Below are 19,892 nucleotides of genomic sequence, written 5' to 3'. Positions count from 1 at the left end.
TTGGCTAACCAACAATAGATTAAAAAAAAAGCAGCTTATAGCTGCTTTTTTTAGGCAAAATCTAACTTAACAAAGCCGTAAAGCTTTTAATACTGCGGAATGAAACTCACGTTGTTTAAGTACCACCACTACTACTACCGACGAGATGATTAATAGCAAAGGATGAATAAACCAGCTTAATGCCGCCAGTGAAAAATAAATCGATCTTAAACCATAATTAAATGAGTGACCGGCCTGGTCTAAAACCTTTGCTGCCCTGTTAGCAAATAGCTCTTTTTCTTCATCAGTCATAGAACGGCCATCTGGCGCTGCACCAACTAAAACACCGCTAAAACCATATTGGCGCAATGACCAAGTAAATTGAAAGAAACCGAACACGTAAATAAAGGTCAAAAATAATATCTTTAACTGCACACTAGTACCCGTTGCCGTAGACCAAGGCAGCAAGTTTGTTAGCATAGAACTAACTTGATCAGCCGAACTCATCGCCGTTAATAAACCGGCCATAATTAATAAGCAGCTAGATGCAAAAAAAGCTACGTTACGTTCTAAAGTAGAAATTAAGCCAACATCGGGCATATTATTTTCACGCGACAGCATTTTGCGCATCCAGTCGGTACGCTTGCGTCTTAACTCATAAGATAAACAGCTCTGCACTTTAGCCCGCCGTTTAGCAAACAAGGTATAACCTATCCATAAAGCGATAAACCATGTTAGGGCAAAAATATCGAGTAGTCCTGGCATCACTAAACATCCTTCACAGTAGATAAAAGTGTACAAAAATAAAGTATTTAAGCCGCGTTTCGTAACTGCTTGCGTTGCCGGCTTTGTTGCCATGCATCAGCAGTATAAACCAATAAGGCCGTCCAAATTAAACCAAAAGTATATAAGCGTTCAACGGCAAAAGGCTCATGATATAACCAAACACCAAACACAAACATTAAACTAGGCCCAATATATTGAAAGAAGCCCATAGTAGATAGTTGCAGACGTTGAGCGCCAGCAATAAAGCATAATAAAGGGACTGTCGTTACAACACCGGCAATAATTAACCACGCATTTAACTGCCAGTCATTATTAAATAAATTAACCGCATAACTATCGGCAAACTGCCACCAATAGAGTAAAGCTAAAGGTAATAACAACAAAGACTCAATAAATAAACCACTAATAGCATCTACTGCCAGCTTTTTACGCAATAAACCATAAACGGCGAAAGAGCTGGCTAAACATAATGCTACCCAAGGTAAAGAGCCAAAAGTAATCAGCTGAATAAAGACACCCAAACCAGCTAAAGCAACTGCCAGCCATTGTAGGCTACGTAATCGCTCACCCAAGAAGAACATACCAAGTAAGACATTTAATAAAGGGTTTATATAATAGCCCAAGCTAGCATCTAACATATGGTCATTATTTACAGCCCAAATAAACAAGCCCCAATTTATGCCAAGCAGTACTGAACATACTAATAAAATAGCCAGTTGCTTGGGCTGGCGCATCACTTGCAAAATACGCTGCCCTTGTTTTAAGGCTACTACTATTAAAAACAATAAAAGAAATGACCACAAAATACGATGAACTAAGATCTCTGCCGCAGGTATAGTATCAATTTGTTTAAAGTAAATGGGAGCTAGCCCCCACAAGCTATAAGCACTAGCAGCAAAGATGCCACCTAGCTTTTGTTGTTTGGTTAATGACATCAACAGCGACTCCAAAATATGAGCCTATATGATACGCTAAAACCCTAAGCTTAAAAATCGTAAAACGTAGATTAAGCCTATTCGCCTTACACCTTTTGTTGCCAAACATGTACATTCGGCTAATTGTCATTACAATAGCGGCAGTTTTCATTAATTGAATGTGAGCCGTGACTGCTGATTTATTACCGCTATTAAAAAAATTCTTTGGTTTTTCCGAGTTTCGCGATGGCCAAGCCGAAGTGATAGCGGCAACCCTACAAGGCCAAGATAGTTTTGTGCTTATGCCTACAGGAGGCGGCAAGTCACTTTGTTATCAATTACCTGCTTTAACCCTACCTTTAGTGACTATAGTAGTATCGCCTTTAATGTCACTGATGAAAGATCAGGTAGATGCCTTAAAAGCTAACGGTATAGCAGCAGAATATATAAATAGTAGTTTAAGCCGTGAAGATATTTTACATATCTTCGGTCTATTACGCCGTGGGGAGTTAAAGTTACTCTATGTCGCCCCAGAGCGCTTATTACAGCCAGCATTTTTATCTCGATTAGAAGATGTTGGTGTAAGTTTGTTTGCCATAGATGAAGCGCACTGTATATCGCAATGGGGCCATGATTTTCGTCCAGACTATATGGCATTAGCCTTATTAAAACAGCGTTTTCCTCAAGTGCCTATTATGGCGCTGACAGCAACAGCTGATGCTGCCACTCGACATGACATAGTGCAGCAACTGACTCTTAAACAACCCTATGTTAACCAAAGCAGCTTTGATCGGCCAAATATTCGTTATACAGTACAAGAAAAGTTTCGGCCAATAGAGCAGCTAGTTAGCTTTTTACAACGCCAAGACGGTGCTGCAGGTATTATATATTGCGCTTCGCGGCGTAAAGTAGATGAAGTTGCCGAGCAGCTAAAACAACGCGGATATAATACTGCCGCTTATCATGCAGGCTTAAGCAGTGAGCAACGCGATAAAGTACAAGATGCTTTTAAACGAGATGATTATCAATTAATAGTAGCAACCGTTGCCTTTGGCATGGGGGTGAATAAATCTAATATTCGCTTTGTTATCCACTTTGAATTACCCCGCACCATTGAAGCTTATTATCAAGAAACTGGACGAGCTGGGCGAGATGGTGTGGCAGCTGAAGCCATGCTGTTATTTGATCCAGCTGATATTGGCCGAATGAAACGTTGGCTGGATGCCGAACCTAACCAGCAACGTGCCGAAGTAAGTTGGCAGCGCTTTTTAGCTATGGCCGCTTTTGCCGAAGCACAAACCTGTAGACGCTTAGTTTTACTTAATTATTTTGGCGAAGCCAGACAGCAACCTTGTGGTAATTGCGACACCTGTTTACAACCACCTCAGCAGTTTGATGGCACAGAACTAGCCCAAAAAGCCTTATCATGCGTATACCGTGTTGGCCAACGCTTTGGTATGCACCATGTAATAGATGTCTTACGTGGTAGCCAGAGCCAAAAGATTATCGAGTTAGGCCATGATAAACTCTCTACTTGGGGCATTGGCAAAGAGATTAGCCATGATTATTGGTTAAGCATTTTGCGCCAACTGATCCACTTTGGCTTATTACAGCAAGATATTACCGCCCATTCAGTGTTAAAACTGCAACCCGCAGCCAGAGCAGTATTGCGTGGTGAAGTTGCATTATCTTTAGCCGTACCTAGAATAGAACAAACTAAGCGGGGGCCAGAGCGTTTAGCTAAGCAGAATTATGATAGAGCACTCTTTGCTAAACTAAGAGCGTTACGCAAGCATATTTCAGCTCGTGATGATGTGGCCCCTTTTGTGGTCTTTAGTGATGCAACGCTGATTGATATGTGCCAACAATTACCTACAGATAACCAAAGTATGTTAGCAGTATCAGGGGTTGGCCAAACTAAGCTAGCTCGGTATGGAGCAGACTTTATTGACGAAATATCAGATTATTTAGCAACTGACCAGCAATAAGTTAAGCAGTAGCAAAGTAAGATATAGCGCTATATTATTAAAAATGGAGCTATTGCTCACCTTATGCCTTTAAGTTATATTATTGTTAAAACCAGAACTTAAAGACCTAGTTAAACACGGAGCATAACGATTGAGAGTCTATTTTGGTTTATTGTTAGCTTATTTATACTTAGTTACGGCACCTGTATTCGCTTTAGATATTGAAGTTAATTCCGTAAACCACCATCTAAAATCAAACCAAGCATTAAGCCAACTTTACTTCCAAGTAACTGAGCCCCATATTAAACTAGAAGACTTACTTGCTAGCCCAGACTTACCACAGCAGTTTCAACAGCTAACCCATAAAGATCGGGTGCAATTTAACGAACATCAAACAACATGGTTTTTAGCTCGGATTGTAAATACTGACTTTCGTACTATCCAGACTGTACTAGACTATCACTTTCCACTTGCCGACAAAGTAGAAATTTATCAAGTAGATAAAAAAAATAAAAGCTTCAAATTATTAAGCCGTACCGGTAATGACTTTCCTTTTACCGAACGTAATTTGCCCTATCGTAGTTATGCAGTGAATTTAGAGTTAGCACGTGCTGAAGAAACAGATATTTATATTAAAGTGCGTGATGCTGCTATTATCCCCAGTAACTTTCGGCTCTGGCAGCCTGAAGCTTTTATTCGCTATCAACAACATACAGCCATGTTTGATGGCATGCTGCAAGGGGTCATGTGGTTATTAGCCCTGTACAATTTAGTTTTACTCTATCGTAGCCGTAATAAAGTCTATTTTTACCATAGTGTGTTTTTTATTAGCTTTGCCCTCACTATTGCCATCTTAAATGGCACGGCATTTTCACTATTATGGCCACAGCATCCTGAAATTAATCAAGCAACATTATATCTAAGTGTTGGCCTAGCTATGTTGATGTTTAATTTAGCCATTAGCCATATTTTAGGCAGCTACCTTAAAGGCTTTTGGCGCTTCAGTAATATTTTTAGCACTATCAGTGCTTTGCTCTTATTATTTAGTCCATTATTTGCCAGTGGCGAAGCTAGACTGTATTTACTATTTATATGTATTTTCTGGGTGTTAGGCAGCAATTTAATTTTAGCATTGCGACTAAGCCTTGCCGGCAAGTCACAATCTACTCGTTTTATTTGGGTAGCAATTTTCACCTTAATTAGCATAGCTTTACTCACTGTTACCCAAGCTGGACACTTTGAACAAGTATTAATTTGGCCCTATATCTTACTTGCTATAGTGTTATTTAGTTTAGCCTTAACCATCTTTAATTTGCATGGTTTTAAAACGCCTAAACCTGATACTGACCATGCTGAAATGCTACTTGATTTAAAGCTGTACTATGACCTGTTTCATAGCGCCGTTGAAGGGATGTTTATTACCAGCTTGAATGGTCAGTTAATTAATGCCAATTTAGCTTTAGCAAAAATTTTAGGTTATGACTCATTAGCACAGCTGAAGCAAGCTACCGAAAAAACCGGAATGAGTGTTTTTTATACCGATGCGCAACAACGAGCAAAAATAATAGCTAAATTACATACCGAACATAATCGTAATTTTGAAACTAAGGCTATACGCGCTGATGGTTCCATTTTTTGGGTGTTAATGTCAGCTCGATTATCTCAATCACCACACAGTAAAGAAACCATTATTCATGGCTCTGTGATTGATATTACTGAACAGAAACAGGCCAACGATCAATTAGCCTATTTAGCTAATCACGATCCTTTAACGGCATTATTTAACCGCTATTGTTTTGAGCAACAAATAATAAACCTTTTCAAAAAGAAATCTAATAATGCCGGCTGCGTGCTTTTTATCGATATTGATCAATTTAGTTTAGTTAATGATAGCTGTAGCCATAGTGCTGGCGATGCTTTACTTAAGCAATTAAGTCAATTATTAAAGCATAATGTTGCTAGTAATGGCACTGTTGCCCGTCTTGATGGTGATGAGTTTGGTATTTTATTAATTGATAAAAGTATTAATGAAGCTTTTGCGTTAGCTTATAGCCTACTAGACGCGATGAAAGAATTTAAATTTATTTGGCAAGATAAAGTATTTAGCATTAGTCTAGGCATTGGTATTACTGAAATCCTTCCCCATGAAAACAATGCCGACACTATTATTAAACGTGCGGCAGCGGCTTGCATTTTGGCTAAAGAAAAAGGCCAAAATAGGATCCAACTTTACGATGCAAAAGATCGAGATACTCAACGTTATCAAGAAGAAATAAATTGGGTTTCACTTATCCGTCAAGCTATTGAACAAGATCAATTTATTCTGTATCAACAAATTATTAAACCGCTAGCGACAGCTGAAACCGGTTTCCATTATGAAATTTTATTACGTTTACGCACAGCCGATAATCATATTATTGGCCCAAGCAGCTTTATGAGCTCAGCAGAGCGTTACGGCTTAATGCCGCTGATTGATCGCTGGGTGATTAAGCAATATTTTTATTGGTTGCAACAGCATCCCGAACATATTAAGCAATTACACTTGTGTTGCATAAACTTATCTGGCAACTCCTTAACAGATATAAACTTTAAGCAAGATGTGCAAAAATTCTTTACCGATTTCAGCATTCCTTATCAGTTAATTTGCTTTGAAATTACAGAAACTGTGGCTATAGTTAATTTACAGAGTACCTTAGATTTTATTAATCATTTTCGCCAATTAGGCTGCCAGTTTTCACTAGATGATTTTGGCAGTGGTTTTTCTTCTTATGGCTACTTAAAAAGCTTTCCAGCAGATTACGTCAAAATAGATGGCCACTTTGTTCGAGATATATTGAACGATCAGTATGATAGAGCAATCGTAAAGTCTATTCACGATATTGCTCACGCTATGGGGATGCGCACCGTTGCTGAATATGTTGAAAACGAGCAAATTGTAGCGGAGCTGCAGCAACTTAACATCGACTTTGCGCAAGGCTATGCTATTGCTAAGCCCCAGCCTTTAGCTGATCTATTAAAATAAAAAACTTCTAAATTTTTATTGCTGAAATACTAGTCGCGGCCGTAAAATAGCGAGCGGCAATTTGCCGCCTAAACCACCACTTAAGGTTGGAGTGTTATGTTACGTCTACGTGAATTATCGCGTCGTGTTGAGACAGTACTTGGCGAAATAACTGAGAAATTTTCAACCTACCAGCAACAACAAGGATTAAACTGCCGTCCAGGTTGTGGCGAATGTTGCCTACAACCTACTATAGAATCAACACCCTTAGAAATGCTTCCTGTAGCCTTATATTTATTTGACCAAGGCAGCGCAGAGCAAACCTTATATAAGTTAGAGGCAGAGCCACTACAAAAAAGTTGTGTCTTTTATCAAAAAAAGTCTTTTGATGGGAAACAAGGCCAATGCACTGTTTATCAACAAAGGCCCAGTATTTGTCGTGTATTTGCTGCTGCAGGTGTTCGAGACAAAATGGGTAAAACTGCCCTATCGGTATGTAAAGTTATTAAGACTGATCTTCCAGAACAATATGCTCAAAGCTTAATTATGATAACCTCTTCACCACCACCACTAATGATGCTGGCATCTGAAGCAATAAAAGAATTAGATTATGCTTTTGGTAATACCATGCAACCCATTAATTTAGCGCTTAAATATGCCCTGGAAAAAGTATTATTTATTGCATCGTTCTCAGGTTATGACGATGATACAAATATCGCGTAAAAACTTAAATAAGCTAATCCCAGCCGGCTAAAACAACTTTACCCACTGTTTTACCGGCTTCAATTAACTGATGAGCAGCACGCAAGTTTTCAGCATTAATAGTTCCCAACACCTGCTTTAATGTTGTTTTAATTTGCCCTTGTTGCACTAGCCGACTTAAATCTGTCAACAGCTGATGTTGCTGCTGTATATCATCAGTATTAAACATGGAGCGGGTAAACATAAACTCCCAGTGCAATGAGATACTTTTATGTTTTAACCGCATAATATCCAATCCCTGGATTGGGTCATCAATTAAAGCCAGCTTACCTTGAGGTGCTAGCATTGCCACTAAGTCGCTATAATGCTGTTCGGTATGGGTTAAACTGGCCACATGAGTAACATAGGCTAAGTCTAAGGCTTGCAGTTGCGCTAGCATAGGTTGGCTATGGTCTAACACATAATGTGCACCTAGCTCAGTTACCCATTGCTTTGTTTGTGCACGTGATGCTGTCGCTATAATAGTTGCTGTGGTCAATTGTCGCGCTAATTGAATTAAAATTGACCCCACCCCTCCTGCAGCGCCAACAATAAGCAGCACCGGCCGCGGATATTTCAAACTGGGTTGTTGCAACTCTAAACGATCAAATAATAGTTCCCATGCAGTAATAGCAGTTAGCGGTAGAGCAGCAGCTTCTGCAAAGCTTAAATTATCTGGCATAATCGCAGCTATACGCTCATCTACAAGTTGCAATTCACTATTGCTGCCAGGCCGAGTTAAGCAGCCAGCATAAAATACTTTGTCACCTGGTTTAAATAAGCTAACTGCTTCGCCTACTGCAACAACCTCACCAGCAGCATCCCAACCTAACACTTTATATTGGCCTACTTCTGGTTGCATGCTATGGCGAATTTTTGCATCGACCGGATTAACAGACACTGCAGCCACTTTAACTAAAATATTTCGACCGCTCGCCACAGGATCAGGCTGATTTATATCTAACAGAGCTTGCTTATCGCTAGCAGGTAAAGAAACTTGATATCCAACAGCTCTCATTATCTGACTATCCTAAATGTAATAGTTATAATCGATGCTAACGCACCTTTTGGACTTGAACTTATACTTTTAACACGATTTAAATTAAAACGAAACTTTGTAGCTAACTGCTTACTTAATCACTGGCTAGTACAGCAAGCCTTAATATAACAAGAGTTTATCTTGCAATATTTCCTGTACATGCTTAAATCTGAATTATATAGTTGTTAACATCTAAGTTGTTATGCTGTGAATATATTAAATACCACAACGCTAAAAAACTTGCTATTGCTGTCTCATAAAAACCAAGCGCCCTTACTTAACTCACTGCAAAACATGGTAGATAATTGCTCTGCTAATATCGCCGAATTAGACCAAGCTTTTAAAGCCTCTAATAAAGAAGTGGCAAAGCAGTTATTACATAAAATCCGAGGCTCCTTTGCCACTATAGGTGCCGATGCTTTTGCCAATAGCTGCGCGGATATAGAGCTACAACTACAACGTGAAGTATTACCCAGCCCTACTGAGCAAGCCGCACTCTTTGCTTTATATCAAGATAGCTGCCAAGTATTACAGCAGTTTGTGCAACAACATACTGTAATAAAAGCAGCTATTGATACGGAGATCGACCTGAGACAGTTACTCCATTTATTACAGCAACAAAATATGGCAGCAACAGCTTTAGCCAATAAGGGAGCAAGCCTATTAAATCAATTATTACCCTCTAATACTGCAGCTGACTTTTTTAAATACTTGGCACAACTAAACTATACTGCAGCAGCAGAGTTATTAATCCCTTATGTAGAAAATTGACAATTCATGCAACGTCAAGGCGACTAAAGTGGCACAAGAGCAGCCAGCACAATCCAGTAAAAAAACGACATCATTAGTCAAACTATCGCTATTGCCATTACTAACAATGGTGCTATGCGCCTTTATTAGCCTCTATTTAATAAAACAAGTATCACAAGAAAACACTGAACGTAGCCAAAAAGAAATGCAAGTTCGGCTACAAGAAGTAAGTGCAGACATAGCTGATAAGGTTAGCCTATACCAATATGGATTAAGTGGTTTACGCAGTGCAACATTAACAACCGGACTAGAGAATTTAGCACACGCAACCATTTTAAATTACTCTGCTAGCAGAAACATTAAAGTCGAGTTTCCTGGCGCCCGTGGTTTTGGCTTTATTCGCCATGTAAACAAAAATAACCTAACCAAGTTTTTACTCAAAGCTAGCGCCGAACGTAACCGTGAATTCACTTTGCAAACACTGGATAACCATGAAGACAGCTACTTTGTGATTCAATATATTGAACCAGAAGCAGATAATTATAATGCAATTGGTTTAAATATAGGTTCAGAATCCATGCGTCGTACAGCTGCACTTAATGCCGCTAAACAGAATAAAACTCAATTAACTGCCCCTATTACCTTGGTTCAGGCCCAACAAAAAAGCCAACAGGGTTTTTTACTGTTAATGCCCATTTATAACCAAGCAATAGCACCAAATACAGAACAACAACGATTAGAGCAATTATACGGCTGGAGTTATGCGCCTATCTTAATCGAGGAAATATTAGGTACTGTTTCATCTGTTAAACCAGATATTACCTTAAGTATTACTGATATTACTGATAATGCTGATAATGCTGATAATGCTGATAATGCACAGTTAACTTTTTATCATTCTAGTACAACAAACAGATTTAAATAATCAACAGCGCAATTACATTAAAAAAACCCAAGTTGCCTCACAATCCTTACTCACTATTTTAAATGATATTCTTGATTTTTCTAAAGTAGAAGCGGGTAAGTTAGAGCTAGAACTGCATACTTTTAGTCTGTCGACAGTAATGCACGAACTAGCTGTTATTTTAACTGCTAACGCTGCTGATAAAAATTTAGAAATCTTATACGATTTGGCTACCGACATTCCCGATATGTTAGTAGGTGACGCCCTAAGATTAAAACAGATATTAATTAACTTAGCTGGTAATGCTATTAAATTTACCGCTGTGGGCGAAGTTATTATCAGTATTAAAGCCTTAGTTAATACAGCCAATACTGTACGGCTTAGCTTTAGTATTAAAGATACCGGCATTGGCATGACAGCAGAACAAATAAACTTACTTTTCAGTGGCTTCCAGCAGGCAGAGTCGTCTATTAGTCGCCGTTTTGGCGGCTCTGGCCTAGGGCTTGCCATTAGTAAACGACTTGCCGATTTAATGCAGGGCAGCATAAGTGTCAGTAGCACACCTAATGTGGGCAGTGAATTTATTTTAACCTTAGACTTGCAAGTGGCTAATGTGCAAAGTCCAGCCGAAGCTTTAAGTTTACCCAAAAATCTTAACGTTTTAGTTGTCGATGATAATAAGCAAGCGCGAATTATTATGTCAGAAATGGATGGCTATCAAACAACCTATCAAATTCGCCATCAGCTTAAACTTACCAATATACCTATTATTGCCATGACCGCTAATGCCATGCCCTCTGACGTAAAAGCTTGTTTAGATGCGGGGATGCAAGATCATGTTGCTAAACCATTTGATTTAACCGAACTAACTAATAAAATACTCCAGCACAGTAATAATCTTGAAAATATCAGGTTAGATAAAACTAATTTAATTGCAGAAACACCCATTACGACAGCTTTAACCAATGTGCAACAGTACTCAACAGAGCAAAGCATCGACTTTGATCAAGCCTTACAAGGATTAGGAAATTCAATTGAGCTTTATACTAAAGTGTTGCAACAATTTAAGCTCGATCTTGGCCACTACTTGCTACAACTTGCTAATGAACAACCAGACCTTGCTGCTCAAAAACTGTTATTTCATAGCTTAAAAAGTACAGCTGCAATGTTAGGTTTTAATCAGCTTGCACAAACAGCCAGCTCTTTAGAGCAACAACTTAGTCAAAGCGCTGCTTTAATTACTCAAGAACAATTAGCCACTGTGTCTCAACAGTTAAACCTAGCAGAAGAACAAAGCAGAAAAATCTTGCTATTATTAACGCCTTCGCCAACAGAAAAAGCAGCTAACTTTAATTTGACAGAACTAGCTGATAGTATCAACTTATTGCAGTCACAGCTAAATTCAGCCAATATGGCAGCACTAGCGTTGTTTAATACACTCCAGCCATCACTGCAACAGTTGGATTCAGAGATAACCCAAAAACTGGCAGAAGAGATGGCCTCATTAGCATTTGTTGCAGCAGAAAAGTTGCTAGTAAAGTTAAAACAAATTTTAGATAGGCGTATTAATGATCAGTGAATTAAACCTGTCATATCTGCAAACTTTAGATGATGCCACTATTTTAGTGGTTGACGATCAGCCTATTAATATTCAAGTTATATATCAAATTTTAGGTGATCAATTTCAAATATTAATGGCAACCACTGGCGCTGAAGCTATTAAAGTTTGTAAAAAGAGTATGCCTGACTTAGTGCTAATGGATGTTGTTATGCCAGAGAAAGATGGCTTAACTGGTGTTTATAACCGACGTTTTTTTGACCAACATTTACATAGCCAACTAGCAGTATGTAAACGGTTACAGCAACCTATAGCTATTTTGATTATCGATATTGACCATTTTAAAAAATATAATGACCATTTAGGCCATTTAGCTGGCGATGATGCGTTAAAGTTAGTCGCCCAACGCCTAAAGCAAACCTCTAAACGGCCTGCAGATTTAGTGGCTAGATATGGTGGCGAAGAATTTATTTGTGTTTTACCTAATACAGATACTCGTGGTGCAACACACTTAGCTGAACAAATGCTTATTGGCATTCGTGATTTAGCCATAGACCATCCTACTAGCCCCTTAGGTAAAATCACCATTAGTATTGGTGTAGCTGCAACAACCGATTATAAAGTAAACCTTATTCAACGGGCAGATGAACAATTGTATTTAGCCAAGAAAAATGGCGGCAATCAATATTGCATTGCCCCTGAGACTAGTATTGCAAATTCCTCTACCAAGCCAATCCAGTGATTACAGCCTAAAATTAAGGCCATTAATCGCAGTTGTTAGGCGCCTCTATTGCATAAATAGACCGACACTACCATATTGATATTATTGATGGTAAAGATTAAGACTAAGGTTTTATGCGCAATATTGTGCTATTAGCAATATTATTATATGTCAGCCTGTTGTGCAGCATTCAACCTGGGCATGCTTATGATTCGCGTTTATCTCCTTTAGCCGACAACCCTTTTTATGCCGTCAACCCTTCGCCTAATGGTTTTAATGTTGAGGCTATTACAGAAAACAGCCCTGATCATGAACCCATTTTAACCAACACTTATAGCCAACTAATTCAAAGTTATACAATTGAAATAGCTGATAACTTTACTAATGCTAAGGTTCAGCAGCAGTATACTTCGGCTTATGCTCGTGCCCCGCCAATTATTCTTCACTTGTAACAAATTAACATTGGCAGTTCTGACTGCCTAATACGAAAAACTTGTGATAATAACCAGCTTATATTTTGCTGCTGGTGAGGAATATAAAATGAAAAAATTACCTTTATATACGTTAGAATCTATAGATCATTTAGTACAACCTGCAGACTTTGCTGGCACCGCTATGACTTCACCAGCACTTAATGTATTAGTCGACTTTAAACATAACCAGCCAAATACAATTTTAGCCAGCACTTCTGCCGCTGATGCTTTAGCACTTATGCAGCAAGAGCAAACAAAAATAAAATTAGTAGTCGATAATAATGATATCTTGACTGGGCTTATCGATGTCGACTTGTTAAGTGATCAAGCAATAATGCGCCATGTTGCTAATGGTCAAAATAGACTAGATATTAAGGTTACGGATTTGATGCGACCTCGCGATCGCATTAAAGGTATAGCATATCAACAACTTAAAAATTGTACTATTGCTGATGTTATAAATACCCTGCAATCGAGCGGTGAACAATATTGCTTAGTAGTAGATCGGGAAAACCATCAAATTCGTGGCATTATTTCAGCCCAGGATATTGCAAGAAGATTACGTATACCTTTAACCATCCAGCAAGCCCCAACCTTTTTACATATCTTTGATAGTCTTAGCCTAGGTAATTAGCTGAATATAGCCTTGTTGTTAGTTGACTTGATACTTATAAGCGGCTGGGTATCAGCCGCTTATAATCGTCCCTTTATCGCTGTTGGGTTTGTTTAACTAAAGAATAACCGCTACTTTAGTTTACTAACTATAATATTTATTCAACTAACAGGTAGATATAATGCGATTAGCCACCTTATCAGTACTAATGCTCACCTCGAGCTTGCTGTGTTTAACTGCGCATGCGGCTACAAGCAGCTTAGCTAGTAGCCCCTATTTTGAAGCTGAAGATATCTTTGCTTTAGAATATGCAACTGATCCTCAAATTTCTCCTAACGGTCAGCAAATTGTTTATGTCCGTAATAGTAACGACATTATGACCGACAGCACCCATAACAGCTTATGGTTAATTGATGTAAAATCGGGCCATCAAGTACCGCTGTTCGCCGATCAATATAACTATAGTCAACCTAGATGGTCCAAAGATGGCAGCCGTATTGCTTTTATTTCTGATCGAACAGGGTCAAGGCAAATTCATTTACACTGGCTAGCTGAAAATAAAACCGCGCTATTGTCGCAACTACCAAACAGCCCTAGCAATTTAACTTGGTCTGCAGATGGTAAGCAGCTAGCTTTTACCATGAGCGTACTATCTAGCAAAGCTAAAGTAGAGCAAGCCGTTAAGAAAGTTGCTAAGCCCAAAGGCGCTAAATGGTCAGCTGAGCCTATAGTGCTAGATAGAGCTCGCTATCAAGCTGATGGTAGTGGCTTTTTAAAACCCGAATTTAGACAAATATTTATTTTACCTGCAACCGGTGGTACAGCACGTCAGCTTACCCAAGGTGATTTTCATTATGGTAGCGACCTTAGTTTTAGCCCGGACAGCCAATCATTAATATTTTCTGCAAATTTAGATCCTAATTGGGAATTTCAACCCCGTGACGCTAATTTATATCAACTAGATCTAGCAACGGAAAAACTTACCGCCTTAACTACTATGCCAGGCACTGAAAGCGCTGCAACCTTTTCTCCTGATGGCAAAAAGTTAGCATTTTTATGGCAAAACAATGAACAAGTACCTTATAGTAACGCTAAACTGAAAGTACTTACGCTAAGCAATAATACTATTGCCGAGGTTGCAGCTGATTTTGATCGCTCAATAAGCCAGCCTGCTTGGTTAGATAACACCAGTTTGGTAGTGCAATATGATGACAGAGGCCAGCGTAAACTAGCCAATTTAAGCCTAAGAGGTAAGCTAAAAACGCTAACAACTAGCTTAGGTGGTGTTAGTCAGCCTCAACCTTATTTAAGTGGTGACTATAGCTTATCAACAAATGGCGTTATTGCTTATACCCATGGTACTAGTCAACGCCCTGCTGATATTGCCATCATTAATAAAGATAAAACTAAGGTATTAACAGCGTTAAATGAAGACTTACTGGGCCATAAAAAACTGGCTCAAACCCATGAGATTATTTATAAGTCCGCTTTTGATGGTGAAGAGATTCAAGGTTGGTATATGACGCCACCGGATTTTGATCCTAATAAAAAGTACCCTTTACTACTTGAGATCCATGGCGGCCCCCATTTAGCTTATGGTCCGCAATGGAGTGCTGAAATGCAACGCTACGCCAAAGAAGGCTATGTGGTATTTTATGATAATCATCGTGGCAGTTCATCCTACGGCGAACGCTTTGCTTTATTACTGCAAAATAAATATAGCTCACCTGAAGATTATGCCGATCATGATAGTGGCGTAAATGCGATGATTGAATTGGGTTTTATTGACGCGGATAATTTGTTTATTGGCGGCGGCTCAGCTGGTGGTATTGCCAGTGCTTACGCTATTGGTTTAACTAATCGCTATAAAGCAGCGGCAGTGGTAAAACCTATCATTAACTGGCTAAGTAAAGTGCTAACGGGTGATAGCTATTTATACCAAACCTACTTCCAGTTTCCTGGTGTCCCTTGGGAAAACCTAGAGCATTATTGGCAGCGTTCGCCACTAAGCTTAGTGGGCAATGTGCAAACACCAACCATCTTAATTACAGGTGAAGAAGATAGACGTACGCCTATTTCAGAATCTGAACAGTTTTATCAAGCCCTTAAATTACGTGGTATAGATACCGCGCTAGTCCGTATTCCAGGCTCGCCGCATGGCATCTCAAATAAGCCAAGCCGGATGATTAATAAAGTAGAATATATGCTAGCTTGGTTTGAAATGTATAGGACCAAATCAGAATAAACAGCGTTCAAAAAGTGTTACCCTGCAAAAAGCAGCTAAGGTTTTAGCTGCTTTTTGCATTAGTGTTTAGTGTCAGGGTTTACCAGTTTCGATAAGTTTTGTCTTGTTACGGGTTTTAATAATACTTTTGTAATACCCAAGGCTTGCAACTCAGCAGGATTGGGTTCAGAACCACTGACTATTACCAACCTTAAGTGCTGATATTGCTGTTTTATCTTAGCTGCTAGTGCCAAACCAGTACTATCTGGTAGGCCTAAGTCTAATACAATTGTGCTAAAGCTTTGATCTTGCTCTAGGGTTAGCAAACAGTCGGCAGCTGTATGGGTTAGCGTGACAGTAAGCCCCTCATGCTGTAAAAAAAGCTGCATTAATTCTGCAGCCTCTATATCATCTTCTACCACTAAATACTTTTGTGCTGTTTTTATCTTAGGTTCAGGTTTAGATTCAATGCTTAAATGCGCTGCTAATAATTGATACAACTGGGATTTATTTATCGGTTTAGCTAGTAAATTATTAAAACCTAAACCCGTTAACTCTTGTTTTAAGCCTTTGCCAGTTGCCGCAGTTAAAGCAACAATAGGCCATTGGTAGCCTAACTCACGAATAGCAAGTACTGCATCACGGCCATCAACAACTGGCATATGCAAATCCATTAAAACTAATTGATAATGGTTATTTTGCTGTAAGGCTAATTTTATCTTAGCAATAGCAGCTGCGCCGTCTTTAGCAAATTCCACTTTAGCGCCTACAGCTTGCACCCAATGCCCAGCCAGTTTGCGCAACTCAGCTACATCATCAACAATTAAAACCCGACCTGTTAATCTTGGAAACTCGATATTAGGTGTCCGGTTGAGATTTGGTACAGAAAAATTAAATTTAGCTTTTTTACTTTTGCTAAGATCACCTGCCGCCACACTAAACGTAAACTCACTGCCTACCCCTTCAACAGAAGCTACTGCAATTTTCCCCTGCATTCGTTGAATTAACTCGGCTGCAATACTTAAACCTAAACCGGCCCCTCCAACTTTACGCTTAACCATCTCTTCTATTTGCATAAATGGCGAGAAAATGTCTTTAATATTAGACGCTGGAATGCCTATGCCGGTGTCTGTTACTTTAAAAAACAACTTTTGTTGCTGCAGCCAAATATCAACCGTTACTGAGCCTGCAGCAGTAAACTTAATCGCATTATGAATAATATTAATTAAAATTTGTTTTAATCGGGTACCGTCTAAATATACCTGCTCTGGCAATGTATTTAAGGCATTAAAGCTAAGCCGTACACCTTTATCTGCCGCTGTTACCTCTAACAGTGAATATACATCTATTATTAGGCTGGCAAAGCTATAGACTTCGGGCCTTAACTCTAACTTGTTAGCCGTTATCTTTGATAGATCTAGTACATCATTTAATAAGCTTAAAAGATGTTGACCATTATTAAGAATAATATTCAACTCAGGCGCGGATTTTTGTGCAAAATCTGTTTCTAGCAATAATTCGGTATAACCTAAAATGGAAGATAAAGGGGTGCGTATTTCATGACTTAAATGGGCTAAAAATCGGTCTTTAGAACGATTATCCTCCTCTGAGCGTAACCGACTAATCCGCTCAAGCTCATATTCACGACGACTTAGTGCATAACGTATAGCGCGGGCAAAACGGGTTTCACTTAATTCACTTTTTACTAAAAAATCTGCGGCACCATATTCTAAAGCTTGTAAGTCTAACTGTTTATCTGGTTGGCCAGTTAGCATAATAATAGGCGTAGATACACTAGCTGCCATGGCTTGCTGTAACAATGCTAGCCCAGTTTGGCCACCTAACTGGTAATCTAGCAAACACACATCATATTTGCCTTGCAGTAAGTGTTGTATACCATCTTCAGCGCTTTTTACCCAAGTTAACTGGCAAGATAATGAGCTTAAATCTTCAAGATGCTCTCGGGTTAAGATATAGTCATCTTCATCATCTTCAACTAATAATATATGTGCCTGCTGCTGTGGGTATTTTAACTCAGTCATGATCTTGGCTAGGCAATTCAACAAACTCAACCCAGTATTTACCTAAGGTCCGCATTAACTCTACTAATCCAGCAAAGTCTACCGGCTTAGTTATATAAGATGCGGCCCCTAAATTATAACCTCGCACCATATCTTGTTCTTGTTTAGAAGTAGTTAAAATAACCACAGGGATAGTTCTTAGTTCAGGATCTTGCTTTATATTTTTTAACGCTTCTCTGCCATCCATTCTGGGCATATTTAAATCAAGTAATATTAAGCTGGGCCTAGGGCAAGGTACGCCAGTAGCATATTTACCTTCTCTTTTTAAATATTCCAGTAAATCGACACCATCCTCAACACAATACAGATTATTTAACACTCGGCTTTCTGTCAGGGCATCTTGGGTCAGTAAACGATCATCTTCATCATCATCAGCCATTAATATAGTAATAGGCCTAGCTTTGTTGAGGGGCATCTTCATCTCCTATTATTGCAAAGGCCGTTGCTTGCTCTGGCAAAATAATACTAAAAGTAGCGCCTTGCCCTAGCTTACTGCTAGCGCTAATTTCACCGCGATGGCGCTCTACTATGCGCCGACAAACGGCTAAACCTATGCCTGTACCTTTATATTCGGTGCGACCATGTAAACGTTGAAATGGCGTAAATATTTTTTCTGCGTACTCTGGAGCAAAGCCAATACCATTATCGCTAATGGTTAATTGATACCAGTTATCACACAAAGCTAATTGAGCTGCGCTAGCAGCATAAGCTTGGGATTTAATAACAATATGCACAGCTTGCTTAGCTTGCCTAAACTTAATGGCATTAGATAATAGGTTTAAAAACAGTTGCTGCAACTGGCTATTATCTGCCTGAATGGTTGGCAAGGAGCCAACTATATCAATTTGAGCAGCACTTTCTTTAATCGCAATTTCTAAATCATCCAGCACTTGCTCTAGCACTTGATTTAAATCTGTTGTAGCAAAGTCTCGCCCTCGAGTGCCTACCCGAGAAAACTCTAATAAATCGGTAATAAGAGTCGACATTCTACTTGCTGCATTACGCATGCGATGTAAGTAATCTAAACCACGCTCTGTTAAAGCGTCGGCATAAGAAGACTCTAACCTATCACCAAAGGCTTGAATTTTACGTAAGGGCTCTTGCAAGTCATGCGAAGCAACAAAAGCAAAATCTTCTAACTCTCTATTACTGCGGCTTAATTCTTCTGCGTATAAATTAAGCTCTTGCGTTCGCTCAGCCACTGTATGTTCTAAGTTTATGTTTTTCTGCTCTAATAACTGTAAATATTGCTGTTCCTTACGATTACTGCTCCACGAAATTAATAGCAAAATAATGACTAACATTGCACTAGTGATGCCAGAAATAGTAAAGGTAACTAAAGCTTCATTTTTGCTTTTACTTAAACGCTGTAATAAAGCCGCTCGATAGACTTTTTCTTCAATATTGACATCATTAAATAATTGCCTTAATTGCTCATACACACTGGCATGAGAAGTTGCTTTTAATGCCAGCAAAGATAAAGCAGACTTGTCATTTTTAACTAAAGTAACATGTTGCTCTAGCTCAGCAATTCTTGCTGTTGATAAATCAATAATACGCGCTATCCGCTGTTGTTGAGCTGGTATTTCTGAATCTAAGGCTTTTAGTGCTGCAATTTGAGCTTGCACTTTATCTAAAGCGCTTTGATAAGGTTTTAAGAAAGCAGCATCGTTAGTTAATAAATAACCACGTTGTCCTGATTCTGCTGAAATGACAGATATATGTAAATCATCTAAACGTAAAATAATATTACCTGTATTCGCTAAGCTAACTTGAATAGCAGATAAGTTTTTGATGGTATTAAAAGCAAGATAAACATTAAAACTAATAATGCTAGTTACAATTAGACCTATTAATAGCCAAACTCCACGTTGTTTAGTGATAATAGTCGATTCTGACACGGCTTATCCTTGTAATTAACAGGTTATTTATCTGTCAGGATCTGCTGTAACTGGCTACTACAATCTTGACAAGACTGAATAATTTTCTCGACAGCCGCCAGCGCTTTATCTTTAGCTAAATCATTCTCTAATACCAACTTAATTAATTCTGCTTGCATTGAAATGCGGTTTAACGGCTTTCTAACATCGTGAATAACTTGAGCTAAATCTTGCTGGCTAGACTTAGTCATAAGAACTCCT

17 protein-coding genes are annotated in these 19,892 nt (G+C 38.9%); 10 read left to right on the top strand and 7 right to left on the bottom strand.

Annotation, left to right across the window (positions count from 1 at the left end):
* Nucleotides 1–66: 66 nt before the first annotated feature.
* Nucleotides 67–744 carry a DUF599 domain-containing protein gene (locus RDV63_RS04925; protein WP_313908393.1) on the bottom strand — a complete coding sequence of 226 codons (678 nt, stop codon included), beginning with the start codon at nt 742–744 and terminating at the stop codon, nt 67–69.
* Between the two features lie 47 nt (nt 745–791).
* On the bottom strand, nt 792–1,700 hold the full coding sequence (gene rarD, locus RDV63_RS04920) for an EamA family transporter RarD (RefSeq protein WP_313908392.1): 909 nt from the start codon (nt 1,698–1,700) through the stop codon (nt 792–794).
* 167 nt (nt 1,701–1,867) lie between these two features.
* Here rarD and recQ point away from each other — a divergent pair, with 167 nt between their 5' ends.
* The 3 genes from recQ to RDV63_RS04905 all read left to right on the top strand — a co-directional run bounded on the left by recQ (nt 1,868) and on the right by RDV63_RS04905 (nt 7,370).
* A complete protein-coding gene (gene recQ / locus RDV63_RS04915) occupies nt 1,868–3,667 on the top strand; it encodes a DNA helicase RecQ (RefSeq protein WP_313908391.1) in 1,800 nt (599 codons plus the stop codon).
* A gap of 130 nt (nt 3,668–3,797) precedes the next feature.
* Nucleotides 3,798–6,668, top strand: a complete 2,871-nt coding sequence (locus tag RDV63_RS04910) for an EAL domain-containing protein (protein WP_313908390.1) — start codon at nt 3,798–3,800, stop codon at nt 6,666–6,668.
* 96 nt (nt 6,669–6,764) lie between these two features.
* Nucleotides 6,765–7,370, top strand: coding sequence for a YkgJ family cysteine cluster protein (locus RDV63_RS04905; protein ID WP_313908389.1), 606 nt, complete (start codon nt 6,765–6,767; stop codon nt 7,368–7,370).
* Between the two features lie 13 nt (nt 7,371–7,383).
* On the opposite strand, the gene RDV63_RS04900 is transcribed toward RDV63_RS04905, so the two are convergent.
* The gene (locus RDV63_RS04900) at nt 7,384–8,406 is read right to left on the bottom strand and encodes a zinc-binding alcohol dehydrogenase family protein (protein WP_313908388.1); all 1,023 of its coding nucleotides are present in this window, start codon (nt 8,404–8,406) and stop codon (nt 7,384–7,386) included.
* A 228-nt stretch (nt 8,407–8,634) separates the two neighbouring features.
* Here RDV63_RS04900 and RDV63_RS04895 point away from each other — a divergent pair, with 228 nt between their 5' ends.
* The 7 genes from RDV63_RS04895 to RDV63_RS04865 all read left to right on the top strand — a co-directional run bounded on the left by RDV63_RS04895 (nt 8,635) and on the right by RDV63_RS04865 (nt 15,691).
* Nucleotides 8,635–9,198: an Hpt domain-containing protein gene (locus RDV63_RS04895; RefSeq protein WP_313908387.1), complete on the top strand. Its 564-nt coding sequence runs from the start codon at nt 8,635–8,637 to the stop codon at nt 9,196–9,198.
* Between the two features lie 28 nt (nt 9,199–9,226).
* Entirely contained in the window at nt 9,227–10,102 is an 876-nt protein-coding gene (locus RDV63_RS04890) for a CHASE domain-containing protein (protein ID WP_313908386.1), read from the top strand.
* 139 nt (nt 10,103–10,241) lie between these two features.
* Nucleotides 10,242–11,660: an ATP-binding protein gene (locus tag RDV63_RS04885; protein WP_313908385.1), complete on the top strand. Its 1,419-nt coding sequence runs from the start codon at nt 10,242–10,244 to the stop codon at nt 11,658–11,660.
* Nucleotides 11,650–12,381 carry a diguanylate cyclase gene (locus RDV63_RS04880; protein WP_313908384.1) on the top strand — a complete coding sequence of 244 codons (732 nt, stop codon included), beginning with the start codon at nt 11,650–11,652 and terminating at the stop codon, nt 12,379–12,381. Before RDV63_RS04885 ends, RDV63_RS04880 begins: the two co-directional genes overlap by 11 nt.
* A gap of 113 nt (nt 12,382–12,494) precedes the next feature.
* Complete coding sequence (locus RDV63_RS04875; protein WP_313908383.1) at nt 12,495–12,812, top strand: hypothetical protein; 318 nt, start codon at nt 12,495–12,497, stop codon at nt 12,810–12,812.
* 88 nt (nt 12,813–12,900) lie between these two features.
* Nucleotides 12,901–13,467, top strand: coding sequence for a CBS domain-containing protein (locus tag RDV63_RS04870; RefSeq protein WP_313908382.1), 567 nt, complete (start codon nt 12,901–12,903; stop codon nt 13,465–13,467).
* A 160-nt stretch (nt 13,468–13,627) separates the two neighbouring features.
* On the top strand, nt 13,628–15,691 hold the full coding sequence (locus RDV63_RS04865) for a S9 family peptidase (protein ID WP_313908381.1): 2,064 nt from the start codon (nt 13,628–13,630) through the stop codon (nt 15,689–15,691).
* 59 nt (nt 15,692–15,750) lie between these two features.
* Here RDV63_RS04865 and RDV63_RS04860 read toward each other — a convergent pair whose 3' ends face one another.
* Genes RDV63_RS04860 through RDV63_RS04845 form a run of 4 tightly spaced genes read right to left on the bottom strand, consistent with a single transcriptional unit; the run spans nt 15,751 to nt 19,882 of the window.
* Nucleotides 15,751–17,712: a response regulator gene (locus RDV63_RS04860; RefSeq protein ID WP_313908380.1), complete on the bottom strand. Its 1,962-nt coding sequence runs from the start codon at nt 17,710–17,712 to the stop codon at nt 15,751–15,753.
* Nucleotides 17,705–18,166 (bottom strand): response regulator, encoded by a 462-nt coding sequence (locus tag RDV63_RS04855; protein WP_313908379.1) that lies wholly within the window; start codon nt 18,164–18,166, stop codon nt 17,705–17,707. The genes RDV63_RS04860 and RDV63_RS04855 overlap by 8 nt, the downstream gene beginning before the upstream one ends.
* The gene (locus tag RDV63_RS04850) at nt 18,147–19,652 is read right to left on the bottom strand and encodes a sensor histidine kinase (RefSeq protein ID WP_313908378.1); all 1,506 of its coding nucleotides are present in this window, start codon (nt 19,650–19,652) and stop codon (nt 18,147–18,149) included. Before RDV63_RS04850 ends, RDV63_RS04855 begins: the two co-directional genes overlap by 20 nt.
* A 23-nt stretch (nt 19,653–19,675) precedes the next feature.
* Complete coding sequence (locus RDV63_RS04845) at nt 19,676–19,882, bottom strand: histidine kinase dimerization/phospho-acceptor domain-containing protein (RefSeq protein WP_313908377.1); 207 nt, start codon at nt 19,880–19,882, stop codon at nt 19,676–19,678.
* Nucleotides 19,883–19,892: the final 10 nt, after the last annotated feature.

This window comes from Rheinheimera sp. MMS21-TC3 (assembly GCF_032229285.1).
Lineage (GTDB): Bacteria > Pseudomonadota > Gammaproteobacteria > Enterobacterales > Alteromonadaceae > Alishewanella.
The sequence above is the reverse complement of the archived record's forward strand: the minus strand, read 5'-3'. Positions and strand labels throughout refer to the sequence as shown.

Bases quoted from the DNA above. Each gene is read 5' to 3' on its own strand.
- RDV63_RS04925 (WP_313908393.1), bottom strand. From the start codon at position 744: ATGCCAGGACTACTCGATATTTTTGCCCTAACATGGTTTATCGCTTTA.
- rarD (WP_313908392.1), bottom strand. From the start codon at position 1,700: ATGTCATTAACCAAACAACAAAAGCTAGGTGGCATCTTTGCTGCTAGT.
- RDV63_RS04905 (WP_313908389.1), top strand. From the start codon at position 6,765: ATGTTACGTCTACGTGAATTATCGCGTCGTGTTGAGACAGTACTTGGC.
- RDV63_RS04900 (WP_313908388.1), bottom strand. From the start codon at position 8,406: ATGAGAGCTGTTGGATATCAAGTTTCTTTACCTGCTAGCGATAAGCAA.
- RDV63_RS04885 (WP_313908385.1), top strand. From the start codon at position 10,242: ATGCACGAACTAGCTGTTATTTTAACTGCTAACGCTGCTGATAAAAAT.
- RDV63_RS04880 (WP_313908384.1), top strand. From the start codon at position 11,650: ATGATCAGTGAATTAAACCTGTCATATCTGCAAACTTTAGATGATGCC.
- RDV63_RS04875 (WP_313908383.1), top strand. From the start codon at position 12,495: ATGCGCAATATTGTGCTATTAGCAATATTATTATATGTCAGCCTGTTG.
- RDV63_RS04870 (WP_313908382.1), top strand. From the start codon at position 12,901: ATGAAAAAATTACCTTTATATACGTTAGAATCTATAGATCATTTAGTA.
- RDV63_RS04865 (WP_313908381.1), top strand. From the start codon at position 13,628: ATGCGATTAGCCACCTTATCAGTACTAATGCTCACCTCGAGCTTGCTG.
- RDV63_RS04860 (WP_313908380.1), bottom strand. From the start codon at position 17,712: ATGACTGAGTTAAAATACCCACAGCAGCAGGCACATATATTATTAGTT.
- RDV63_RS04855 (WP_313908379.1), bottom strand. From the start codon at position 18,166: ATGCCCCTCAACAAAGCTAGGCCTATTACTATATTAATGGCTGATGAT.
- RDV63_RS04845 (WP_313908377.1), bottom strand. From the start codon at position 19,882: ATGACTAAGTCTAGCCAGCAAGATTTAGCTCAAGTTATTCACGATGTT.